At 32.8% G+C, this 24305-nt stretch carries 26 protein-coding genes and 1 other annotated feature; of the genes, 11 read left to right on the top strand and 15 right to left on the bottom strand.

The annotated features are described in order from the left end of the window. Nucleotides 1-87 precede the first annotated feature (87 nt). Nucleotides 88-720: a CAP domain-containing protein gene (locus AC3B6G_RS07700; RefSeq protein WP_489849832.1), complete on the top strand. Its 633-nt coding sequence runs from the start codon at nt 88-90 to the stop codon at nt 718-720. Between the two features lie 45 nt (nt 721-765). Here AC3B6G_RS07700 and hisC read toward each other — a convergent pair whose 3' ends face one another. From hisC to hisJ, 11 genes are all read right to left on the bottom strand, one after another. Further along, nucleotides 766-1836 carry a histidinol-phosphate transaminase gene (gene hisC, locus AC3B6G_RS07705; RefSeq protein ID WP_489849833.1) on the bottom strand — a complete coding sequence of 357 codons (1071 nt, stop codon included), beginning with the start codon at nt 1834-1836 and terminating at the stop codon, nt 766-768. A gap of 13 nt (nt 1837-1849) precedes the next feature. Further along, a complete protein-coding gene (hisE, locus tag AC3B6G_RS07710; protein WP_489849834.1) occupies nt 1850-2176 on the bottom strand; it encodes a phosphoribosyl-ATP diphosphatase in 327 nt (108 codons plus the stop codon). Beyond that, nucleotides 2154-2510: a phosphoribosyl-AMP cyclohydrolase gene (hisI, locus tag AC3B6G_RS07715; protein ID WP_489849835.1), complete on the bottom strand. Its 357-nt coding sequence runs from the start codon at nt 2508-2510 to the stop codon at nt 2154-2156. Before hisI ends, hisE begins: the two co-directional genes overlap by 23 nt. Continuing rightward, nucleotides 2510-3268 (bottom strand): imidazole glycerol phosphate synthase subunit HisF, encoded by a 759-nt coding sequence (gene hisF, locus AC3B6G_RS07720; protein ID WP_489849836.1) that lies wholly within the window; start codon nt 3266-3268, stop codon nt 2510-2512. The genes hisI and hisF overlap by 1 nt, the downstream gene beginning before the upstream one ends. Continuing rightward, a complete protein-coding gene (hisA, locus tag AC3B6G_RS07725; protein WP_489849837.1) occupies nt 3258-3983 on the bottom strand; it encodes a 1-(5-phosphoribosyl)-5-[(5-phosphoribosylamino)methylideneamino]imidazole-4-carboxamide isomerase in 726 nt (241 codons plus the stop codon). The genes hisF and hisA overlap by 11 nt, the downstream gene beginning before the upstream one ends. Continuing rightward, the gene (gene hisH / locus AC3B6G_RS07730; protein WP_489849838.1) at nt 3980-4594 is read right to left on the bottom strand and encodes an imidazole glycerol phosphate synthase subunit HisH; all 615 of its coding nucleotides are present in this window, start codon (nt 4592-4594) and stop codon (nt 3980-3982) included. The genes hisA and hisH overlap by 4 nt, the downstream gene beginning before the upstream one ends. Further along, nucleotides 4594-5178, bottom strand: a complete 585-nt coding sequence (hisB, locus tag AC3B6G_RS07735) for an imidazoleglycerol-phosphate dehydratase HisB (RefSeq protein ID WP_489849839.1) — start codon at nt 5176-5178, stop codon at nt 4594-4596. The genes hisH and hisB overlap by 1 nt, the downstream gene beginning before the upstream one ends. Before the next feature lies 1 nt (nt 5179). Beyond that, nucleotides 5180-6469: a histidinol dehydrogenase gene (hisD, locus tag AC3B6G_RS07740; RefSeq protein ID WP_489849840.1), complete on the bottom strand. Its 1290-nt coding sequence runs from the start codon at nt 6467-6469 to the stop codon at nt 5180-5182. 4 nt (nt 6470-6473) lie between these two features. Continuing rightward, nucleotides 6474-7100, bottom strand: coding sequence for an ATP phosphoribosyltransferase (gene hisG / locus AC3B6G_RS07745; protein WP_489849841.1), 627 nt, complete (start codon nt 7098-7100; stop codon nt 6474-6476). Next, on the bottom strand, nt 7094-8248 hold the full coding sequence (locus tag AC3B6G_RS07750; RefSeq protein WP_489849842.1) for an ATP phosphoribosyltransferase regulatory subunit: 1155 nt from the start codon (nt 8246-8248) through the stop codon (nt 7094-7096). Before AC3B6G_RS07750 ends, hisG begins: the two co-directional genes overlap by 7 nt. Before the next feature lie 67 nt (nt 8249-8315). Next, nucleotides 8316-8546, bottom strand: a binding site (T-box leader). Between the two features lie 48 nt (nt 8547-8594). Next, entirely contained in the window at nt 8595-9443 is an 849-nt protein-coding gene (gene hisJ / locus AC3B6G_RS07755) for a histidinol-phosphatase HisJ (protein WP_489849843.1), read from the bottom strand. A gap of 194 nt (nt 9444-9637) precedes the next feature. Here hisJ and AC3B6G_RS07760 point away from each other — a divergent pair, with 194 nt between their 5' ends. From AC3B6G_RS07760 to ppcA, 6 genes are all read left to right on the top strand, one after another. Further along, entirely contained in the window at nt 9638-10498 is an 861-nt protein-coding gene (locus AC3B6G_RS07760) for a C39 family peptidase (protein WP_489849844.1), read from the top strand. A 183-nt stretch (nt 10499-10681) separates the two neighbouring features. After that, complete coding sequence (locus AC3B6G_RS07765; protein ID WP_489849845.1) at nt 10682-11764, top strand: Ldh family oxidoreductase; 1083 nt, start codon at nt 10682-10684, stop codon at nt 11762-11764. A 130-nt stretch (nt 11765-11894) separates the two neighbouring features. After that, entirely contained in the window at nt 11895-12470 is a 576-nt protein-coding gene (locus tag AC3B6G_RS07770) for a hypothetical protein (protein ID WP_489849846.1), read from the top strand. A 17-nt stretch (nt 12471-12487) separates the two neighbouring features. Next, a complete protein-coding gene (locus tag AC3B6G_RS07775) occupies nt 12488-13345 on the top strand; it encodes a CAP domain-containing protein (RefSeq protein WP_489849847.1) in 858 nt (285 codons plus the stop codon). A gap of 164 nt (nt 13346-13509) precedes the next feature. Further along, the gene (locus tag AC3B6G_RS07780; RefSeq protein ID WP_489849848.1) at nt 13510-14694 is read left to right on the top strand and encodes an aminotransferase class I/II-fold pyridoxal phosphate-dependent enzyme; all 1185 of its coding nucleotides are present in this window, start codon (nt 13510-13512) and stop codon (nt 14692-14694) included. A gap of 33 nt (nt 14695-14727) precedes the next feature. Continuing rightward, entirely contained in the window at nt 14728-16233 is a 1506-nt protein-coding gene (gene ppcA, locus AC3B6G_RS07785) for a phosphoenolpyruvate carboxylase (protein ID WP_489849849.1), read from the top strand. 53 nt (nt 16234-16286) lie between these two features. Here the strand turns inward: ppcA and AC3B6G_RS07790 are convergent, their stop codons facing one another. After that, a complete protein-coding gene (locus tag AC3B6G_RS07790; RefSeq protein ID WP_489849850.1) occupies nt 16287-17474 on the bottom strand; it encodes a DUF3290 family protein in 1188 nt (395 codons plus the stop codon). 215 nt (nt 17475-17689) lie between these two features. Here AC3B6G_RS07790 and AC3B6G_RS07795 point away from each other — a divergent pair, with 215 nt between their 5' ends. The 3 genes from AC3B6G_RS07795 (at nt 17690) to AC3B6G_RS07805 (ending at nt 19912) form a co-directional block, all read left to right on the top strand. Continuing rightward, nucleotides 17690-18580 carry a C39 family peptidase gene (locus tag AC3B6G_RS07795; protein ID WP_489849851.1) on the top strand — a complete coding sequence of 297 codons (891 nt, stop codon included), beginning with the start codon at nt 17690-17692 and terminating at the stop codon, nt 18578-18580. Nucleotides 18581-18679: 99 nt separating this feature from the next. Further along, nucleotides 18680-19198: an HdeD family acid-resistance protein gene (locus tag AC3B6G_RS07800; RefSeq protein ID WP_489849852.1), complete on the top strand. Its 519-nt coding sequence runs from the start codon at nt 18680-18682 to the stop codon at nt 19196-19198. A gap of 69 nt (nt 19199-19267) precedes the next feature. Next, nucleotides 19268-19912 carry an NAD(P)H-binding protein gene (locus AC3B6G_RS07805; RefSeq protein WP_489849853.1) on the top strand — a complete coding sequence of 215 codons (645 nt, stop codon included), beginning with the start codon at nt 19268-19270 and terminating at the stop codon, nt 19910-19912. Nucleotides 19913-19946: 34 nt separating this feature from the next. Here AC3B6G_RS07805 and AC3B6G_RS07810 read toward each other — a convergent pair whose 3' ends face one another. Beyond that, the gene (locus AC3B6G_RS07810) at nt 19947-20387 is read right to left on the bottom strand and encodes a DUF805 domain-containing protein (protein WP_489849854.1); all 441 of its coding nucleotides are present in this window, start codon (nt 20385-20387) and stop codon (nt 19947-19949) included. Between the two features lie 141 nt (nt 20388-20528). On the opposite strand from AC3B6G_RS07810, the gene AC3B6G_RS07815 reads away from it, so the two are divergent. Further along, complete coding sequence (locus tag AC3B6G_RS07815; protein WP_489849855.1) at nt 20529-21059, top strand: hypothetical protein; 531 nt, start codon at nt 20529-20531, stop codon at nt 21057-21059. 33 nt (nt 21060-21092) lie between these two features. Here the strand turns inward: AC3B6G_RS07815 and AC3B6G_RS07820 are convergent, their stop codons facing one another. Next, complete coding sequence (locus tag AC3B6G_RS07820) at nt 21093-22433, bottom strand: dihydrolipoyl dehydrogenase family protein (RefSeq protein WP_489849856.1); 1341 nt, start codon at nt 22431-22433, stop codon at nt 21093-21095. An 84-nt stretch (nt 22434-22517) separates the two neighbouring features. Next, nucleotides 22518-23861: a branched-chain amino acid transport system II carrier protein gene (gene brnQ, locus AC3B6G_RS07825; protein WP_489849857.1), complete on the bottom strand. Its 1344-nt coding sequence runs from the start codon at nt 23859-23861 to the stop codon at nt 22518-22520. Between the last annotated feature and the right edge of the window lie 444 nt (nt 23862-24305).

A 24305-nucleotide genomic window follows, 5' to 3' on the forward strand; every position in this document is an offset into this window, starting at 1 on the left:
CATTAATTTGTAAAAGATACTTTTCTAGTTTACAAATTGAGCATTTTCATATAAAATACTATTTATAAAAAAATAGGAGTTATTTATATGAAGAAAAAATTATTAGTGATGTTAGGAGCTGCTTTATTTGCAACCACAACATCAACATTTTTAACAATTGCCCATGCTTATACAGTTACTGCAACGATTGGAATTTCTGCGCATGGACATAAAAAGCACAAACAAAGCAAAAAGAAACACAGTGTTAAGAAGACCAAGAAACAAAAAAAGGCCGTTAATAAGCCAATTAACCAAGCTGATATTAATGCAGCCAAACAAGTTGCCTTAGATCAAATTAATAAAGAAAGACAATCGCGAGGGATTAGTCCTTACACTTTTAATGCCACCTTATCAAATGTTGCAGACCAAAGAGCTCAGCAGATTACAACTAGTTTTAGTCACGTTGATGATAATGGTAATTTTATTGCAATGGATTTGGCTAGTACACAGGGGTACCAAATCTCTGAAATAGCTGAAAACATTGGAATGGATTATCTTAGAACTAGTTTGAATTCGGCAGTTTTAAATGATATTCATGAAATGATGTATAATGATGCAGCTTCTAACTGGGGCCATCGGGATAATTTCTTGAATTCTGAAATGAATGAAATTGGAATTGGAATTAGCGTAAAATCCAATGGATATGTATACGTAGCTTACGATATGGGTTCCCAAAATTAATGAAAAAAACCTGTTGATCACAGATTATAAAGTGATTAACAGGTTTTATTTATATTTTTTAATAATTGATTGAATTTCTTGGTTTTCTTCTTTAGTTCCAATTGTAATACGGAACCAATCTGTTGGAGAATATGATTTAATTTGATAACCTTTTTTGAGAAGGGCATGTTCAATCGCTGATGAATTTTTAATTTTAAAATAGATGAAATTAGTCTGTGAAGGGTAAAAATCGATGCTATTTTTTTGTAGGAATTGTTCCCATTTTTTTCTTTCTTCAGCATTCTTTACAACCACTGATTTTAAGAATGATTGGTCTTTGAGAGCCGCAATAGCAGCTACTTGTGATAATTGGTTCAGGTTGTAAGGAAGACGAACAGATTCTAAATACTTAGTATTTTTAGAAGATGAAATTACGTAACCAACTCGATAACTTGCTAACCCGTAAGCCTTTGAGAAAGTTCTCATGATTGAGACATTCTGAAACTCATTTAGTAATTCAATGGCAGAAGCAGGACCATCAACGGTTACAAAATCAATGTATGCTTCATCAATAACAACCAAAATATCATTAGGGACTTGTTGAATAAATTTTCGTAATTCACTGGTAGAATTGTATCCACCAGTGGGATTATTTGGGTTACAAATCCAAATGATTTTGGTTTTGGAAGTGATAGCTTGAAGCATTTTGGATAAATTATTTGAGCCGGTATTTGAATTGACAGGGACTTTAACCGTTTTAGCACCTTCAATTTCTGCATTTAGCTCATATTCGGAAAAAGTTGGGTTTGAAACAATGATCTCATCGTTTGGGGTTAAGAAAACTCTAGAAATTACTGCAATGATTTCATCTAATCCACATCCAAAAGAGATTTGATCGACATTTATAGATAATTTATTAGCAATTAAACTTCGAAGTTCCGAAGCATTCCCATCAGGATAGTAGTTCTCATTTTGAGGAACGGCATCAATCACTGATTTAGCAACTTTAGGAGAAGTTCCATAAGGATTTTCATTTGCAGATAATTTTGCAATGTGATTAAGTGAAAATTCCTTTTTTAATTCTGAAATTGATTTAGGAGGAGTATATGGAACTAATTTTTTGATTATTTCCTTCATTTTTATCACCTGTTTATAGTTTTTTAATTGGAGCGCGGTCCTTGAATTGACTTAGATTTCCAATGCGAGACCCTAATTCAGTTTTTATATCATCATATGAAACATTAGATTCTACTAGTAATACCATTAAATGGTACAACATATCAGCGGTTTCATATTGAAGTTCTTTTTTATCATTATTTTTAGCTGCAACAATGACCTCTGTAGTTTCTTCACCAACTTTCTTGAGAATTTTATCAAGTCCCTTATTAAATAGATATTCAGTATAAGAGCCCTTAACCGGATTGTCTTTCCGATCTTTAACCATGTTATATAATTCATCGAGATTTTGTTTTTCCATTATCATGACCTTCTTTTTTATTTATTGGGATTGAGTTAAAGAAACAGGTTTTATGGCCAGTATGACAAGCTGGACCATTTGGAATGACATTGACCAAGAGGGTATCCTGATCACAATCTAGTGTCATGCTAACTACTTTTTGAGTGTTACCACTTGTTGCACCCTTATGCCAGAGTTCTTGTCTGGAACGGGACCAAAACCACGTTTCTTTACTCTTAATGGTTCTTTGATAACTTTCTTTATTCATCCAAGCAACCATTAGAACATTTTTTGTTTTATTATCAACAACGACCGTTGTTAGTAAGCCATTGGTCTTATCAAAATTGGGGTTCATCATCTAACCTCCACACCATCGTTTCTAAGTTCAACTTTTAGTTCAGGAATTGAAATGGTTTTAAAATGAAAGACAGAAGCAGCTAAAGCACCTGAAACATTCGTTTCTTTGAACAATTGTTTAAAGTCATTGATATTACCGGCACCTCCTGAAGCAATAACTGGTACGTTGATCATTTTTGTTAATTGTTCATATAGTGATAAATCGAATCCTTTTTTAGTTCCGTCTTTATCCATACTTGTAACCAACAGTTCACCAGCACCCAAATTAACAGCTTGTTTTGCCCAACTAAGGGCTTCTAACTCTGTTTTTTTCTTTCCACCATGAGTATAGACAAAGTATTTGTTTTGATTAGTATCCCAACTAACATCAATTGCGACAACAATGGCTTGGCTGCCAAATCGTTTGGCACCGTCACTGATTAAATTAGGATTACTAACTGCTGCTGAGTTGATTGATATTTTATCTGCACCCGCAGCTAAAATTTTTGCCATATCAGTTATATTAGTTATACCACCACCAACTGTTAGTGGCATGAAAACTTCTTGTGAAACTGCAGATATCACTTCACTAATTGTTTTTCTTTGTTGATTGGTTGCGGAAATGTCTAAAAAAACTAATTCATCTGCGCCTTGTTTCTCATACATTTTAGCAATTTCAACAGGGTCTCCGACATCCCGAAGATTAACAAAGTTAACGCCTTTTTTTACTCTTCCGTCATCTACATCTAAGCAGGGGATAATTCTTTTAGCTAACATTATTGTTCACCTCCGCAATTTGTTTTAGGGTGATCTTATTTGCTGCGAGTGCTTTTCCAACGATGATATCATTGATTTTCAGTTTCTGAAGTTGTTTGATATCTGCTAAATCTCTAATGCCACCAGAAGCAACGATTGATGCATTTGGAAACTTATTTTTTAAAACTGTAATTAAATTAAAATTAGGTCCTTGTAATGTGCCATCTGTTTCGGTATCGGTTATGATGAATCGATTTGCACCATTTTCAATTAACTTTTGAATTAAAGCATTCATTGATACTTTGGATTGCTTTAACCAACCTTCTGTAGCAACTTTACCATTTCGACCATCAATCCCGATGGTAATATTATTAGCACCATATTTTTGTAACATTTTAATTGTAAAATCGGGATTTTTTAAGGCAACAGATCCAAGAATAACTCTTGAAAGACCATTATTAAGGTAGTTAGCAATAGTTTCTTCAGTTCTAATCCCACCACCAACTTCTGTAATTCCATTGATAGTTCTAGCTACTTGACAGCATAAATCGTAGTTAACCGGACTTCCTTTTTTGGCACCATCAAGATCAACGAGATGTAAAAAGGGAATTTCAGACTGACTAATGATTTGAGCTTGTTTGATGGGACTTTGATTAATAACTGTTGATTGGTCATATTGACCTTTGTATAAACGAACACTTTTGCCTTGATAGATATCAATTGCAGGATATATCATTTCTTCACCACCTGATTAAAAAAGTTCTTTAGTAATTCCAAACCGACTTTACCGCTTTTTTCTGGATGAAATTGGAATCCATATACGTTATCTTTTTGAACGATGGCAGGAATTTTAACTCCATAGTCAACGTATGAGACTACATTTTGGGAATCACAAACAGCGTAGTAGGAATGGGTAAAATAAGTATATTGATCTTCAATATCTGAAAAAAGTTGACTTGGTTGATTTAATTTATTTTGATTCCAACCAACTTCAGGGACGATTAATTTACCATTTTCATCAGGAATCTTAACGACTTTTCCTGGAATAATACCCAAACCTTTACAATTTCCAAATTCAGTCGATGAATCAAATAATAACTGCATTCCTAAGCAGATTCCTAAAAAGGGGGTTCCCTTTTTAATGGTGGTTTTAATCGCCGAAATTAAGTTTCGTTCTTCAAGGGTTTTCATGGCACTGTAGAAAGCACCAACTCCCGGGAAAATAACCGCATCGGCATTCTTAATTTCATTGGAATCAGCAGTAAGTTTAGCCTTTAAACCAATTTTATGACAAGCTTTTAAAACATTGAAAACATTACCAGCTTTATAATCAATGACGGCAATCATTAGATCACTCCTTTAGTTGAATTAACTCCATTAATTTCGGGATTGATGGTAATCGCTTTTCTAAGGGCTCTTCCGGTTGCCTTAAAAAGTGATTCAATTTCATGATGGGTATTTCTTCCATATATAACGCGGGCATGTAAATTCATCAAGCCATTAAAGGCAAACGATTGAAAGAAGTCTTCGGTAACTTCAGTTTCATAATCGCCAAGACGGGGATTTGATAATTCAGCATTAAAGACAAGATAGGGACGACCGCTTAAATCAATGACAACTTGAGAAAGAGTTTCGTCCATTGGGACCCAAGCATCCCCATAGCGTTCGATTTGTTTTTTATCACCAAGGGCTTCTTTTAGGCATTCGCCGATTACAATTCCGGTATCTTCAACACTATGGTGAACATCGACATCTAAATCACCACTGACTGTTACTTTTAATCCTAAACGACCATGTTTAGCAAATAGCGTTAACATGTGGTTAAAAAAACCGACTCCAGTATCAATTTCGATCCCAGTTTGTTGATCTAAGTTTAGTTCAACAGTAATTTGAGTTTCACCAGTATTTCTAGTAATTTTACTTTTTCGCATGCTATTTACCTTCCTTTTTATTGAATCGACTTTCAACAGCACGGGCGTGGGCTTCAAGACCTTCTGTTCGTGCTAATTTAGTAATGGCAGCTAGATCTTGCTTCAGGTTAGTTTCATTAAATTGAATGAATTGGGTTCTTTTTACAAAATCATAAACGCCTAATGGTGATGCAAAACGAGCAGTTCCACCGGTTGGTAAAACGTGGTTTGGACCAGCAACATAATCACCAAGTGGTTCACTTGCGTAACGGCCTAAAAAGACGGATCCAGCATTTTTAATTGCTCCAATGTATTGAGACGGGTTCTTTAGTTGTACTTCCAAGTGTTCTGGAGCCACAGTGTTCATTAATTCGAACATTTCGCTAATATTTTTCATAATAGCGATAAAACCACGTTCATTTACAGAAGCAGTTGCAATTTCTTTTCTTGGTAATGTTTCTAATTGCTTATCAACTTCTTTTGATACTTCTTCAGCAAGCTTTTCACTATCGGTAATTAACATTGGCCGAGCTCTCTTATCATGTTCCGCTTGTGATAATAAATCAGCTGCAACTTCACTCGCATCTGCGGTTTCATCAGCTAAGATACCAATTTCGGAAGGACCTGCCACCATGTCGATTGCGACTTTACCAAAAACTTGTTTTTTAGCAGTAGCAACGAAAATGTTTCCAGGACCCATAATTTTATCTACAGGTTTAATCGTTTTTGTTCCATATGCTAAAGCGGCGATTGCTTGAGCACCACCGAGTTGATACACTTCATCGACTCCAGCCAATTTTGCTGCTGCTAAAACGGCTGGATTGATTCCATTTGGTTGAGGAGGGGTGACCATGACGATTCGTTTAACGCCGGCTAATTTAGCAGGAATTCCTGACATTAAGATTGTTGATGGATAAGCGGCAGTCCCACCTGGAACATATAAACCAACACTTTCTAATGGTAATATTTTTTCACCACGGATAATTCCTGGTGTATTTACATCAACAAAACTATTTTCGATTTCTAGTTTGTGAAAACTAGTAATATTCTTTTTAGCTAGTTTTAATGCTGCTAACAATTCATCATCAATTGATTCTAATGCATTATCTAGTTGAAATTGCGGAACAGAGAAATCTGCTAAATTAACATTATCAAATTTTCTTTCATAATCGCGAAGGGCATCATCACCATTTTTGGCAACATTTTGAATAATGTTACTAACCGTTTTTTCGATCTCTAAATCAATTGTGTTACTTGTGTATTGAGCGACAACTTTTTTCATTTCTGAGAGGTTCTTTTTGTAGATTTTCATAATTTTATTTCTCCATTTCTGTTTGTAATTTATCAATTAGTTTGAAAATTTCATTTCGTTTTTGTTTTAATGCGACGGGGTTAGCTACTAGCCGACTGGTAATCATATCTAATCTGTCATGAATAACGAGGTGGTTTGCTTTGAGGGTTTGACCAGTTTCGGTAATATCTACGATTGCATCAGTTAGGCCGGTTATTGGTCCAAGTTCGACTGACCCTGATATTTTGATTATTTCAACGTCTTCACCAATTTGATTGAAATATTTGCTAGTGATGTTTGGATATTTTGTCCCAATAACTTTTCGGCGGGGTTGATTCCAGTTAAATTTTTCCTGAGCAGCAACAATGAATTGACAACGACCAGTGTTTAGATTCAAGAGCTCATCAACTTCATCAATTGTTTCTTGCTCTGCTAAAATATCACTGCCTACAATTCCTAAATCAACTGCTCCTCTCGTTAAATAAGTACAAACATCTTCACCTTTTACTAGAATAAATTGATATTGATCAGCAATCGTAATAATTAATTTGCGCCCTTTATTTATTAGCGGTTGACAATCCAGTCCACATTTTTCTAACAATGGAATTAGATCTTTTTCAACGCGTCCTTTTGTAAGCGCGATTTTTAACATTCAATCAATCCTTCCTCTTTATTCCAAATCATTAGTTTTGCATTCGCCTGTGCAGCTTGTTCTTTAGCAAGTTTTAAATTGTCAGCTAATGATAGGGAATAGTTTTGATTTTTTTCGATTATTAGTGAAACTTCAGCTAAATCATCAAAATTAGCGTATACAAAAACCGGTCGCTGATTAGATAATTTAACATCTGCAATTGACGTGAATGCATCGATGTTGATTCCTAATCCAACGGCCGGTTCAAGTTCAGTTTCAAAGTTTGCTAGTAGCTTGTTATATCTTCCACCACTTACAACGTACTGATTTGATTTAGCTGTGTATCCTTTAAAAATGATCCCGGTGTAGTATTTCTGGGGGACCTTGCTACTTAAATCGATAATGACTTTTTGTTCTGGTAACTTAGCTGTAAATTCAGCTAGCGTTACTACTTCTTTTAATATCGGTTTTGCAGCCTCAGGAACTCTTATATTTTTAAGAGTTTGCCTAATTTCTGAAACGGTTCCGAACAGGCGGGGCCATTTTTGAAGGAATGGAATTTCATCGCATGGCCCAATTTCATTAAGTAGTTCAGCATATGCTGGAAAGTTTTTATGATAGAGGGCTTCTGCCAATTGAGTTTGCATTTTATGATCGAGATGCAATTCAGCTAGAACTTTATCGACTAGCTTTGCATGACCAATTTCAATTGTTAATTGATGTCGCTTTAGAAAATGTCTGTTCAATTGATGCATTATAATCACCTCTTCCATTTCTGCTTTTAATGAATTAAATCCAATTAGCTCTACGCCAACTTGAGTTTGGGTATTCTTGCCACCTGATAATTTAGGAGAAATTTCAAATTTATCTCCAGAATAATAAATTTTTTGTGGTAACTTGATGTTTACGTTTGATAAAAATCTTGCAATTGGTAAAGTTAAATCAGGTCGTAATACTAAATCGTCACCAGCTGGATCGAAAACCCGATATTGCTTATTGGTAGTATCGAAACCCTTAAATAAAGATTTTTGTTCTACGACTGGAGTTTTAACTCTAAGATAACCGCGTTGTTGAAATGAATTTAATAACCAAGCTGTAATGTAATCTTTCTTAGTTGCAAATTCACCGAACTCATCTCGTAAACCTAATGGTAATTTAATTTTGCTCATTTTGCTTTCCTCCTTTAATCAAATGATTTTTTATAAATAAAAAACGTCCTCTTTGTCTATATTAGACAAAGAGGACGTTTTAACGTGGTTCCACCTCATGTTCAATTATTTCTCACGAAATAATTCTCATGTTGAAATTATATTTCAACTTCAATAACGGGAAACCCGGATTAACCTACTAGTTTCAATTAATCAGTTTTATCGGTGTGGTTCATATTAAGCAACATTCCCATTCTCAGCTTAGTAGGGTTCTCTCAAATGTTGGAATCAATATTACTCTCCGACTCATAACTTTTAATATTCATAAAATGTAATTGATGTTGAAGTTATATTATAATTATTTATATTAATTGTCAACACTTTTTTTAAAATTCATCATCATATGGTACCCACGACCAATCTCATCGATTGCGTGAGCATCAGAACCAAACACAATGGGAATATTGGCTTGGAGTGCTTTTTTTAGAATAAAAGTTCCGGGATAAAAGTCATTGCAATTTTTTTTATATAATCCTGCTGAATTAAAATCTAAACTTAAATTTTTTCGCTGCATTTGAAGAATAATTTCGGCAATTAATTTTTGATTTGAATTATTGAAATCATCAGGAAAATTAAAATAATCTTGGAATTTTCTAATTAAACTAATGTGGCCTAGTTTGTCCGGTTGATATTTGCCAAAATCTGTTGACGCACTTTCTAAAACAGTCTTTAAATAATGTGAATATAAGTTTTGAGGTGTTTTAATTTCGCTGTTAAATCCAGCCCTTAATTCTTCTGGTGAATAGTCGATTCCCCAATACTTGTTTTGATCATCTTTAAGATAGTGGACAGATAAAATGTTATGTTGAGTATCTGGACCATATTGATTTAGGAACTTGAAAGTTTCAGAATTAAAGTCCTTTAAGTATTCTACTTCAAATCCAACACTAATTTGAATTTGATCTTTATATTCATGTTGCAAGTCAGTTGCTAATTTGAGGTACGTATCAACTTGTTTTTCAGAGAGTCCTTCAGATTGCCAATCATCTTTCGGACCTTTAAAGTGTCTAGCAAAATCTTTTGGCATTGGAGAATGTTCCGTGATCCAATATTCATTAAATCCAAGCTTGATTGCGCGTTCGATCATTTTTCTTGTTGATTCTTTACTTCCATGTGGACATAATTCAGTATGAGTGTGCCCCTCAATTTTATTCATAACATCACCGCTTTAAATTTTTGATAAATTATAATCAAAGTTACACTAAACTGCAAATAAATTTCATTAAGAAAGCTTAAAATAAATTATTAAATTAATAATATTGTGTACAATAGATGTCAAGTCATTAAACATTTGGTTATAATAGCGTTATTATATGAGTAGAAGATACTAAAACGAAAAGAGTTGATAGAATGAATAAATTTCATAAAATATTAGTAATGTTTGCCTGGATTTTTTGTGTGGTAACCAGTGGGGTAGCATTGACATCAATCGCTGTTAAAGCTAGAACTGATTATAAAGTCGAAAAAGTAAGTACTATAAATATGAGAAAAGTTGTTGGGGATGCTAAGAATATTTATAGTAATCCAGTTAGCTTAAAATCAAGAGTTGTTGGTAATACTAATGATTTAGCAAACAAAGAAGTTAGTATTGTTGCTAAGGCTAAAGTCGGTAAACAATTATTCTATCAAATTAAAAGAGAAGGCAAAGTATATGGATGGATTAATTCATCTTCTTTAAAAACAACGAAGGAATATGTATTGCCTTACACTTACACTAGTCAATTATATCCTACCTATGCCCCAAGTGGATGTGAAGCGGCAAGTTTAAAGATGGCCTTATCTACTAAGGGAATTGCTAAAAACGTTAGTTATAAGAAATTCTTAGACGGGATTCCAAGAAATAAGGATGCTAAAAAGGGATACGATGCCAATCCATATAAAAAAGGTGTAGGGGCAACGATTTATCCTTCGGCGTTGGTTAAATATGCCAAGAAATATAATGCTGATTCAAAAGATATTACTGGAGCTCCAGTAACAAGATTAATTTCTGAAATTAAGCGTGGCAATCCGATTTTATTTGAAGGTTCTTTCAGAATGAAGAATACAGATTCTTCCCACGTGTTAGCAGCTCTTGGATACAAAGATGGAAAAATTTTAGTTGCTGATCCTTACATGGATAAAAACGATACCAACAAAGTCTTCTGGGTAAAAACTGCTGACTTTACAAAGATATACAATAAACGAGATCGGCTAGCAATGGTCGTTTACTAGAATATAGTTACTACAAATTATTGATTAAAAATAATTTATAGTAATTTTTTTTATAATCAGAAATAATTATAAATTAGAAATAATAAATTATTTAATTTGCTAAATCTTGCTATTTTATAAAATTGATATATAATAAGACAAAATATTTTTTAAAAATATTACATAATTTGAGGTGATTGATTTATGAAGATAAATGCGAATGATGAGTTTGAATATTTACAACAAGTTTTTGAAAACAGTGGTTTTTCTAACGAAGATAGTAAGTTATTAGCAGATACATTAGTTGATGCTGATCTCCGGGGAATTTCTTCCCATGGAATTCAAAGATTAGCATGGTATCTAAACATGGTAAATGATGAGACTATTAAGCCCAAAAATAAATATCGGGTTTTGAAGGAAAGTCCAACTAGCTTATTGATTGATGCTAATCAAAACATGGGTCAAATTGCTTGTGATTTTGCAATGGATGAATTAATTAAAAAAGCTAAAAAATCCGTTATTTCAATGGCTGTTATCAGAAACTCCAATCATTTTGGAACGGCAGGATATTGGGCTCGTAAAGCTGTTAAGAAGGGATTAATTGGGATTGCATTTACTAATACAAGACCATTGGTTGTCCCTACGAATGCATTAGAAGCATTTTTGGGATCAAACGCCTTTGCTTTCACTTTTCCAGCCGAACCCCATCCATTTGTTTTTGATGGGGCAACTTCCGTTGTTTCAGGAGGAAAGATTCAAGTATTAGATAAGAAAAAGAAGCCACTTCCCGGTGAATGGGCTGTTGATAAAAATCATAATGTCGTTTCAGATGCAAAAGAAGCTGAAGATATTTTAGCTACTGCTGCATTAACACCAGACCAAAAGGGTGGCGGAGTGTTAACAATGGGTGGTTCATCTGAACACAACTCTAACTACAAGGGTTTTGGAAATTCATTGGTTGTTGAATTGTTGACTGGAATTTTGGCTCAAGGTTCAATTTCAGCTGATACGAACGTTGGGAAGCATGATTTTAGTCAATGCTTACTAGCAATCGATCCTAGTTTCTTCGGCGACATTGAAGCTTTGAAGGTTAAAGCAACCGATATGTTCAATCGAATCCGTCATTTAGATAGTATTCCAGGAACTAAAATTAAAATTCCTGGTGATCGTGAATATCACTTCTATGATGAAAATAAGAAACATGGAGTTTCAATTGATGACGTAACAATTTCACAAATGGAAAAAATTTCAAAAGAATTAAACGTTAAAATGCCAAAAGAAGTTTAATAGAAGATTTAAAAGCTGATTTTTATCAGCTTTTTTATTTGTAAAAGTTAAGATTCGACTTCTTTAATGTAAAAATGAATTTAAACGTGATACGATAAAGAAAACGACTGACTAATAGGGGGTCATGTTCATGGATAATAATGAACCAGAAAGTCGACAAAATCGATATAGTAACTATCGTCAGGACATTGAAAATCAAGAGTATGATGATTCTAATAACCATCCTAATCAGATAAATAATCAGGATTATCAACGTCCGGAAAGAAAGAAGAAACATCATTATATGAGATGGTTCTTATTGGCAATCGTTGCAATCTTGTTAATATTCGGATTTGAAACAGTTCATCAAATTAATGAGTTGAGTGATACCCAGCGAAGAAATGATACGACTCTTGATAATATTATTAAAAATCAAGGGAAACAATTAGCCAAAAAAAATGCACCAAAAGATGTTCGTCCCCAAATCATCAAAATTATTTCTAATACACCTTTAAGTGAGTTGCAAAGGGCTGCCAATAATGAGGCATTGTTCGATCAACTTGCTCAAAAGAATCAAGTTCCACAACAATATGTTCAAGCAGTTCGAAGAGAATGGTTTACGGCAGGAAATCAAACCGTTAGAAAATCAATTGAGGATGGAGATTTATGGTCAATTGTTAATAGTGTTAAAAATGGTGGAGGGTTAGATCCTTCAACTTCTAAGTAAGTTGGGAGAAATTGAATATGGATAATTTAAAAGCAATTTTAAAAAAACGGTCATCAAAATGGATCGGTGGAATTTTAATTGTTGTATTATTATTAATTGGAGCAACGTTCGTTGCCCGTCCAACAACATTAAATATTAAAAATCAGGTTTTGCATGAGTACTATATGAACTCAAAAACCCATAAGTTGACTCGTGAATATTCTTATTGTGGTTCGACTAAGTACACTGTTGGAAAAACTTATCATTACCATAACCAAAATTATATTAATGTTAAGAATAATGTTTATGTTAAAGCTAATTATATTAGTTATTTAAAACAACATCCTAGTAATCCTAAATATAGTCAAAAGCTTGTTAATGCTCAATTCATCAAGGAATATCGTGAAGGAGCTTTAGCTACCATTAATAAATTTAGAAAGCAAAACGGTCGTTCTCCAGTTACGTTAAGTAATAAGTTGAACCGGGTTGCGCAACGTCGTGCTTATCAAGTAATGGAACCTAAGAATAAGAGTTTGTGGGCTGATGGAGAAAGCATTCATTATAATTCTAAGCACCAAGGTGTTGGAGCATTAGATGCTGTTGCAATGGGGATTTTTAAGAATTATAAACAAGCTTCTGCTACCATGAGTGAAAATCTAGCAACCGAAAGTAATGAGTTATTTAATAATAATTCTATTAATACGGTTTATATTAGTAAGTCTCAAGCTTATCGTGGTGGGTGTGGCTTTATGAAACTATACTTAAATGAAGGCCCAACCGGTGGTCATTATCAAAATCTCTTAGCACCAACTAGAAAATCAGTTGGAATTGGTTTTGGGGCTAAAAAAGACCAAGTTAGTGATGTTGAAGAATTTGCTGATCAACACATGAGTTAAAAACTTAAAGCGTATTTTCTAATGAAAATGCGCTTTTTTTAGTACATTGTTCGCATTTTAATAGTAAAATTTAAATTTTACTTGTTAAAAGGAAGTATTTACTGTAGAATAAGTACAATTTATAGTTATATAAAAATATAGAAAATAAAGGAGTCGAAATTATTATGCCTGAGTTATCACCAAGACTTAGTAAAGTTTATAACCAAAGATTAGATTTAGTTAAACCATCAGGTATCAGAAGTTTTGATAAGAAAATTTCTGATGTTGATGGCATTATCAAACTTACGATTGGGGAACCTGATTTAAATACCCCTGATCACATTAAAGCAGCCGCGGTGAGAGCAATCAATAATAATGATACTCATTATGCTCCACAACCTGGAACAATGGAATTAAGAAAGGCTATTGCTAATTACCTTAAGGTAAAGGATGGTCTTGATTATGATCCAGAATCAGAAATTGTAGTTACTGTTGGGGCAACTGAAGCCCTTTATGCTACTTTTGAAACAATTATTAATCCAGGAGATAAGGTTATTTTACCAACACCTACGTTTGCTCTTTACGATCCAATCGTAACCTTATTAGGTGGAGAAGTTATTCAAGTTGATACCTCAAAGGATAATTTCGTTTTAACTCCTGAAAGATTAAAAGAAACTTTAGATCGAGAAGGTGACAGTGTTAAAGCTGTCTTATTGAACTATCCAAGTAATCCACTTGGAGTTGAATATTCAGAAGATCAAATCCGTGAAATTGCAGATGTTTTAAAAGATAGAGATATTTTTATTTTATCTGATGAAATTTATAGCGAATTAACTTATGGCAAGAAACATTTCTCAATTGCCAAGTTATTACCTGGCCAAACACTCTATATTAATGGAGTTTCAAAGTCTCATGCCATGACTGGTTGGAGAATTGGATATGTTGCTGGACCTGCCGAAATGATGGCTAAGATTATTAAGGTTCATGCTTTCATGGTAACTTGTGCCTCCGATATTGATCAAGCTGCTGCTGCCGAAGCATTAACAAATGGAATGAACGATCCTGTTGAAATGTGTAAGATTTACGAAAAGAGACGTAATTTTATCAAATCTCGTTTGGACGAAATGGGCTTTGAAACTGCTGATCCTGAAGGTGCTTTCTACATGTTTGCTAAGATTCCAAGTGCTTTTGGAAAAGATGATGTTAAATTTGCCCTTTCATTAGCAAAAGATGCTAAAGTGGGTGTAATTCCAGGTAGTGCCTTTGGTGCTGGTGGAGAAGGATATGTTCGGATGTCATATGCTGCTTCTGATGAAGCAATTAAGACTAGTATGGATCGAATTGAAAAGTATTTAGCTGAACAAAAATAAAGAAGCTAACGCAAATCGAGGAGGACCAAAATTATGAAACGAAAAATTCCTAACATTATGGGAACGCAACATCCAGATAACGCTTTTAAACCTTTCTTTATGAAAGATTCCGCATTTGTTTCTGCATCAAATGAAGTTGAAGAGGCTTTTCAAAACTTTTCCAAATTAGGTGCTGATGAATATATGTGGGATTGGGAAGGAAAGCATGCTGATTCATCTGTTATTGATCGTTTATTTACGAAACACTATGATTACTTTAAAGAACATCAATTAGGTGAAGATAAATTCTTAACTTTCCGGTTACCAAATATTTGGGAAGAAAAGGGTTATAGCTTAATGCAAGCAATGACCACAATGTTATTAGCTGAAGATTTCGCTCATGACTTAAAATTTGACACGAGACCTTTATTTGAAGCCATTTTACCAATGTGTCAATCTGCTGATCAATTGTTTGAAATGGAAGAAAAATTCTCCCGTTTAGCTCATTTTAAGGATAAAGAATTCAGTCAAGGATATAAGAATTCTGATACTCTTCAAATGATTCCATTATTTGAAAGCTTTGAAGCTCAATTAAATGCTCCTAAAGTATTGAAGAAGTTCGTTGAACTTTATAAAGAACACTTTGGACGTGAATTACCATACTTACGAGTTTTCTTAGCCGGTTCAGATTCAGCGCTCTCGAATGGATTCATTAATAGTATCATTGGGAATAAACTAGCCTTAACTAAGTTAGCTGAATTTTCTGAAGATGCTAACATCCCAGTTTATCCAATTGCCGGAACTGGTAGTACTATCTTTAGAGGTGGACTTTCACCATTGATGATCGATCGTTATCTTCAAGAATTTCCTGGTTTAAAGACTGCTACAATTCAATCAGCATTTAGATATGACTTCCCAATGGATATTGTTAAACCTGCGATTAAGAAATTAAAGACAGGTTTGCAAAACAATGAATTCCGTCCAATCAAGGATGAAGACCAAAAAATATTGCTTAATATTGCTGGTAAGACGGCTAAGGAATATCACGATGCATTGGATCCATTGATTAATGATTTACAACATATTTTTGATGTCTTTCCTAAGCGTCGTGATCGTCGTCAACACGTTGGTATCATTGGATATTCTCGTGATGTTGATGGATACAAGATGCCACGAGCAATCACATTTGCTGGAAGTCTTTACTCAGTTGGAGTACCACCAGAATTGATTGGAACGGGTCGAGTATTGAAACGCTTGAACAAAAAAGAATTTGAAACATTGTTGAAGTATTATCCTAACATTCGTCATGATTTTGCTCATGTATGTAAATTTTACAGTCCTGAAGCAATGAAGGTTCTTAAGAAACAAAATCCAGCTTGGAGCTTTGTTGAAGAAGACGTGAAAGCATTGGATGAGTTATTCGATATTCAAGCAGGCCCAACAACTAAGGAAGAACAGGAACATGCTGAATTAGCTGCCGACTTGAATGAAATTAGAGATAAGGAAACTAGAACGATGTTAATTGAAAGAATGGCTAAATTACGTCATTTCTTGGGTTAATAAAAAAAGAGTGAATGCATTTTATTTTATGCACTCACTCTTTTTTTGTACTATTATTTACGTTTTTCGACTTCATCACTAATTACATTTTTAATGTGAATGATTTCGTTTTTATTAAAATGAAGTAAACCACTGTGTTTATTTGGATATAGTGTTAAGACCAAATTACCATTAACAATTTGTCCTAAATAGACATCACTTAGTTTATGGTGTTCTTGTTTAAGAAGTTTCATTAACCAGTTTTTACTTTGATGTAATGTGTCTAAAACATCTTGATTTATATTACCATCAGTAATAATTGGTAAGTTAGTGGTTGTATCATGATAATTACTGATTTGTAATTCACCATTTTGTTCAAGGGTAACCTTACTGATTTTGCTTAGGTCTGCAACTCCTGAATTGTTTAATTTAAATACTAACGCGCTTGCTGAAACACCACTTCGTAGTGCAGTCGCAACATCAATCTTACCTTTTCTAATTAGTATCTTCGGGCTACCATTCATTAAATTCTTAAAGAAGTCACTTTGATCAATCAATATCTTACTAGTAAAGATAATAATCGTCCAAATTAAAACAATGATAATAAAATCTAATAATGAGATTCCTAAATTAAAAACGGTTCCACCGACAATTCCACCAAGGACATAGTTCTGCAATTGGTCGACAGCATTTGATGGATCAAGGTTCCCCTTACCAGAAAGATTAATTTGAAATACTAACATTAAAAATCCAATTAATAATTTTCCAGCAATATTAAAGAACATACTATTAGAAATATTTAAATTAGCACCTTGTTTATGGATGTATTTTACATTATTAACATATGGATGAACTTTTTTGATGCTGTAAACTTCAGTTGTACTATTAATATCAGCTTGATAGTACGTTTTTCCAGCTTTGATTACAAGATCTTTAGCTAATGTTGGTGAACTAACATACATTTTATTAATATCAACATGTTTATCCCGACTAATTTTTTTCATGATCCGAGCAATTTCACCAGAATCACTTTTAGTTGAAGCTTGATTTTGAATTTTACCAACTTCAAAACAAATAATCATTGCAGCGAACGCAAACATTACGATTAAAATATTTCTGAACTTTAAATTGGTTCGATCCTTGGCATATTTCATTCCAAGAATAATGATACTGATTCCAACGATTAACCCAATAATGATAAATAAATAATCCAATAAGTGTGAATTATGGGTTAAATATTGATATGAATATAATTTCATCATTTTCACTTCTTCTTTTATATTTTACTTCTATAATTATAAGATTATATTAAAAAAAAAAGTAGTAAAACGCATTCTGAATTTTTTGGGTGATTGACAAAATTTAATGACATATTATATAATTATAAAATAATATAAATTAATTTAATAAAAATACAAAATAATTAATTAAATGATTAATTATAAATTTTTTTGTTAAACTAACAGGAGTGTCTTATATGTATAGAATAGCTAGCAAAGTAGCTTTAGTATTTAGTGTGTGTTTATTAGGGATCAGTAGTTTACCAACAATGGTTAATGCAGATTCTAATAACTCCAATATTGTAATGAAGAAGGTAAAACCTTTTAAAGTTTCCATCGTTAAATCTGGATACAAGATTTATAATGATGCTAATAAAAAGGTTTCAACTACTAAGAAGAAGTTTCATTATGAATATTTAGTCAAAAAAGAGTTTAAAAAAGATGATAAAAAATATTATCAACTAACTGACTCTAAAAAACATGCAGTAATTGGATATGTAAATAAAAAAGCAGTAGCTGGAACCAACCAAACTGTTATGTTAAATAACGTTAAATACGTTAGTCAATATAAACCAGTTTTTGCTCCTTGGGGATGCGCATCCGCTTCGATGGCAATGCTTTTAAGTTCTAAGGGTAAAACTGTTGATTTAAAATATGCTCAAGATCATTTACCAATGGTCCCAACTAAAGGAGGACAAAAAGGAAATGTATTTACTGGAGCAGGATTTGGTCATGTTATTCAACCTGGTGCCTTAACAAAATATGCTCGTCATTGGGATAAAAAGGTTTATAATATTTCTGGAGCAACAACGAATGACATTAAAAAGTACATTCAAGGTGGACATTGCGTAATTTTCTATGGTTATTCTTCTTATCAAAAACCAGGTGATAATGTTCGTAATCACATCAAAACGATTACTGGATATAAGAATCATCAGTTCAGAGTCTATGATCCATTGTACTCGAACTCAAGTAAACCAGCTGGAAGCGGCGGTAAGAACATGAAATATGATCATGGTGCAATTTCATGGGAATCCTTTGCTCAATTCAAACAAGAATACGGTAAAAAAGCTCTTACAATTAAATAATTTTTGAAGATAGATTGTAGAAATACAATCTATTTTTTGTTTAAAAATGACAAATCGTGATAATATTATAATTGAAGAATTAAAAAGGGAGTTTTTATCATGACAAATGAAACAACGTTCAATCCATTTTCATTAATTATAGGAGTTTTATCAGTTATTGCCTCATTATTAGTAATGAGAAATCCGTTAAGTTCAATTGCTTCTTTAGCATTTTTAATTGGGGCAATTTCAATTGTTCAGGGAATAAGTAAGATTATTGAAATTCGAAAAGTTGATCAACTTAAAACTATTGATCGACGTGGTTGGTACTTTTCAAGTGTATTGGATATCTTATTTGGTGTTTTGTTGTTTATTATGCCAGGATTTGGAGTTGCAATGATTTGGATTACGATTTCGTTATTTGTAATTTTAAATGCGGTTATTGAATTTTGGGTAAATCAATTTACTGACATTGATCATGGCGGATATTATTGGTTAAATTTAGTAATGTCTGTTTTAGGATTTATTATTGGAATTGTTTTGTTATTTAAACCAATGTTAGCAATTTCATTTGCATTATTCTTTTTATCATTTGCATTAATGTTTTTTGGAATTACTAAGATTGCACGTTCATTTTAGTAATTAATTGCTTTTAGTTTAGAATTTAATTAATATGGAAGTAGATAAATAAAAGGCGGGTGGATTAAAATGAAGATTGGTGTAATTGGTGCTACCGGAATGGCTGGTGCAGCTATTATGGAACAAGGTCGTCAAGCTGGTTTTGAAATGACTGCAATCGCGCGTAATGAAGATAAGATTAATGAGAAATTAGGTAAAGATACTCCTCGGATTGTAGGAGATATTTTTGAAATTAATCATGAACAATTAGCGAAATTTGATATTTTAGTTGATGCCTTTGCGACTGATCCAAAACATGCATATCTACATGTTGATTTAGCTACTCGATTAGTTGCAATGTTTAGGGATACTAAAACACCACGGATTTTCTTTATTCTTGGTGCCGGCAGTTTACACAGTGGCTCAGATGGTCATTTTGTTTATAAGGATTTGGAAAAAGATCCTAAAGCAAAACCATATCTTCCAATTTCAGAAAATCAAATTGATGAATATCAATTTCTTAAAACCGTTAAAAATGTTAATTGGGTGGGAGTTTCTCCATCTTTAGATTTTCATGCAGGTCCCGTTACTAGATATGTTCGAGGAGCAAGTAATTTAATGAGTAATTTTGATGGGATTTCAGTTGTAAACAGTGGAACCTTTGCTCAAGCAATTATTGATGAAGTTAAGAATCCGAGATATGTAAATAAACGATTTACGGTTGTAAATCAATGATAAAAATCGATAATCGTTTGATTATCGATTTTTATTATTTACTTGGCTTTATTAATACAAACAAATTTATAAAGCATAAGATTATAATTACAATATTTATGAACAGGTTACTTGCGATATTTTCAGAATAAAATGCTAAAATAAATGGAAGTATATCTAATAGAATAAAATACCACCAGGCAAATCCAGCATCACGATAACGGCGGATAGTATTGGCAATGTTTGGAATTAGCGTTGCTAAACTAAATATTATTGGAATTGTATAGATTGAAATTATAAATGTAGTTCCCAAATCAAGGAATACAATTGATAAGATAACATTTAAGATAATAAGTGCAATATAAATAAAAGTATTCCAAAGAATGGGGAACCAAAACTGTTTTCTAGTACTTTTAGACTTAAAATCAAAGTAATGAGTCCAGTATCTTTTATATGTTGATTCTTTTTGATTGTTAATAAAAACTGGTTTAGACAATATTAAAACCTCCTTTGATTACATGATATCATTAGGAGTAAAATATGTCATTTAGATTTCAATTTAGTAAATATAGTTGCAGTTTTGGATTTTTGATTTAAAATAAAGTATTGTACATGATTCATTAAGGAGGTTGGTAAATTGAAGAATAAATTTTTGATTACGCTTGTTGCAGCGATGAGTATTGGAACTGCAGTTAGTCCAGTTGCTAATGCTAGTCATAAAAATAAATCTGTAGCTGTTAAGAATAAAATGAGTGGGGTTAATAGTAAAAACTATTATACTAGTTTTAAATATTTTGGGTTAGCTGATAAACTTAAAAGTGAACACAGAACTGAAAAAGAAATTCAATCAACTTTAAAAATAATGGGAAATTGGCATTGGTTCAAAATCATTAATCAAAAGGGATTAACTGCCTATAGAACAACGAATTTTACAAAAAGTAATGAAGTAAAAAAGGGTAACAACTATACTCCTAGTCAAACGATTGTTCAATTACAACATGATAGTGCTGGAAATGCAATTGGTTATCAATATAAATCATTAGTTCCAGTTACTTCGATTGTTAAAAGTCATCATAAAACAGTTTTGAAGACCTTTGATGGTGTTTATATTAGTGCTAATCGTAAAGATGTTAAAGAAATTAATTATTACAACCAAAAATTAAAATAAAAAAACGTGATTTTAAATCACGTTTTTTTATTTCTAAAAACTTGTTAAAATATTACTACCTAATGATGGGAAAATATTTATTAATCCCTGAATTTTTTCTCGACTAATATGCCAGGAAATAATCATATTAAAAATTCCAACCGCATTTTCAGCTTCATCACTTAATTCACCAGCACCAACTAGATAATTATCTTGATCAAATATCAAAGTTCTTGCAGATACATATTCACCAGAAGCTTTATAATACATTTGGCCACCTAATTCAGAACGTTCAATACGATAGTTAGGATTACTTTCAGCTTCATGAATTGAAACTCCTGTTTGAGCTATTCGAGGTGATGTAAAGACAGCTGTGGGGATAGCTGGAAACTTAATTTCATCATTAGTTTCACCACTGAAAAGTTTTGTTAAATATTTAGATTCAAATGTGGCAACTGGAGAAAGTTCCGGTTTTCCAAAATCAATTACATCTCCATCTGCATAAATGTTATCTACATTAGTTTGAAGATGATTGTTTACTTTGATTCCTTTTTCATCATATTTAACGTTTACAGCAGATAACCTCAATTTGTCAATGTTAGGATGACGACCACTAGCATCTAGAACGTAGTCGGTTTCAATAGTTTTATTATCACCAAAATGAACGGTTAAGTCATTATCATTTTGACTAATTTTATTGATACCAGAATTAGGAATGAACTTCATTCCCCGTTTTTTTAAATCATCAACTAATTTATCAACAAGATAATCATCAAATGCCCGAAGGACTTTATCATGATGCATTAGAATTGTTACATCAGCTCCTGCTTCGTTAGCAAGGGTAGCTAGTTCAATTGCAACATATCCACTTCCAATCACGGCTAATCGTTTTGGTAAATGATCAATTGATAAGAAGTGAGTGCTATCATGAGTCAATTCAGTTCCTGGAACATCAATATGATTTGGTGTTAAACCAGTTGCAATCACAATTTTATCGGCAGATAGATGTTGACCGTTGACACTAATGGTATGGGAATCTACAAATGAACCTACACCCTTAATAACTTTAACCTTTGCTTCTTTTAATCGTTTTTGCATGCCAGTTGCAGGTGCCGCATCAATATTGCGATGCTTACGCTGCATGTCTTCAAACCAATCAACCTTTAATTCATTTCCACCATAAATTTTTTGAAATTGTTTAGTATGATATGCTAATTCAGCGGGAACATCTAGTGTGAACTTAGGAGTACAACCAAAGTTAGGACAGGTGCCACCAATTGCAGTGGATTCAATAATTGCCGCCTTAAATCCCTTTTTGCCAAGGGGGACCGCACCATTAACGGCACCAACGCCACCGCCTAAGTAGATAACATCATAATCATATTTCTTATTCACCGAATTTCACTCACTTTCATAAATTATATCTTATACGATAAACCTATTTTAACATTGATTTTAAAGAGAAGTAATAATTCGAACTTATGCCTTTTTATTTGTAAACTTATTAATAAGCCAACTACAGATTAATCCAATGATTAAGAATGGAATAAAGTCTAAACCTTCTTTATATAGTGGAATGTGATTAGTTCCCCAAATTTTAAGAGTGTTGATCCAATTCCATTGAGCAAAGAATGGTGGTAAGTTATTGATAAAATCTAAGATAGCAGGAATTGTTGTCCAAACAATCGTAGTTTTGTAATAAATAGTGTTTCTATCAATCCATTTTGTTAAGAGGCCAAGTAAAATAATTGCAATAGCAAATGGATAAACTAAATTTAAAAACGGAGCAGAGTATAAAATAATGTTATCTAAACCAAAATTAGCAATGATAAATGAAAGAACGGTTGCAATGGTTAGGAAAAAATGATAGCCCAATTTTGGAAAACGTTTTCCCCAATCTTGAGAAAGGGAAGTAATTAACCCGATCTCAGTAGTGATACAGGCTAAAAATGTTAATGCGGCTAGAATAGCGCTTCCTGCTAATCCAGTGTAGTGAGTCATGATTTGGGTAAATGCAGTTCCACCATCAGCAGAAAGATGAAGATAATTTAAACTTGATGCCCCTAATGCAATCAAGAAAATATAAATTAGAGCTTCAAGACCCATACTTAATGTTCCAACTTTAGCAACAGCAAGTGAGCGTTCATCATGATTCTTAAAGTGAAATTGATCAAAAGCCGAAATGATTGTAACTCCAAATCCTAAACCAGCAATTGCATCCATGGTGTTATAACCTTGAAGAAATCCATTTGTAATTTGACTAGTTTGGGGATGAGCAGCAATAAGTGGTAAAGAACGTAAATCACCTTCAATAAAGAAAGCAATGATAAAAATAATAAATATAATAATAATGAAAAGAGGATTCAAAATTTTGCCGATGTAATCAGTTAACTTTGCTTGTTTGAAGGCAAGAATATATGCAATTGCAAAGAAAATAAATGAAAAAATGAATAATCCAATGTGACCTGCGTGTGGTAAGAAAGGTTGAACTCCCATTGAATAAGTAACAGTTGCAGTTCTAGGAGATGAAATCAAAACCCCTAGTGATAGATGAATTAAGGCTAGGAAAATATAAGCAAACCATTTTCCTGCTGGTAAGGCAATATCATACAAACTATTACATTCAGTATTACTAATCGCCAAAATTGAAAGCAGGGGTAAAACAATTGCAGAAATTAAAAATCCAATTGTGGCTAATCCCCAGTTATGGCCAGCCAATTGTCCTAAATGAAGCGGGAAAATTAAATTACCTGCGCCAAAAAACAAACCGAAAATTAATGATGCTAAAAGAAAATAATGTTTCAAACTCAACTTATTAGTCATAAGTCATTCCTCCAAAAAAAGATTTAAATCCAGGCGACAAAAAAAGCGCCCTTAGAATAAACTAAGGACGCTTTCAGCGTGGTACCACCCATTTTCTCCAGTATTTTACAATACTAGACTCTGCAAGTACGGCAAGCTTATAAAAGCCGCGATACTCGATTGCGATAATGGGCGCATTCCCAATAACTACTACACTTAAAAATCATAGTTATGACTTGTGAATTACATTCACCAAATTGCCGATTACTTCTTTTCACTTAACGAAGCTCACTGGAATCTTTCCGATGGTTACTATTTCACGCTTTGTCTTTGGATTCGATTAAATTTATGATTATGATTATATCTACTAATTAATTTCTTGTCAATAAAAAATTAAATTTTTTCGATATTTATTTTTAAATATGTTAAAATTTAGCTATACACAATAATTAATCTTACATATTT

The sequence above is a fragment of the Nicoliella sp. ESL1149 genome, assembly GCF_058107265.1.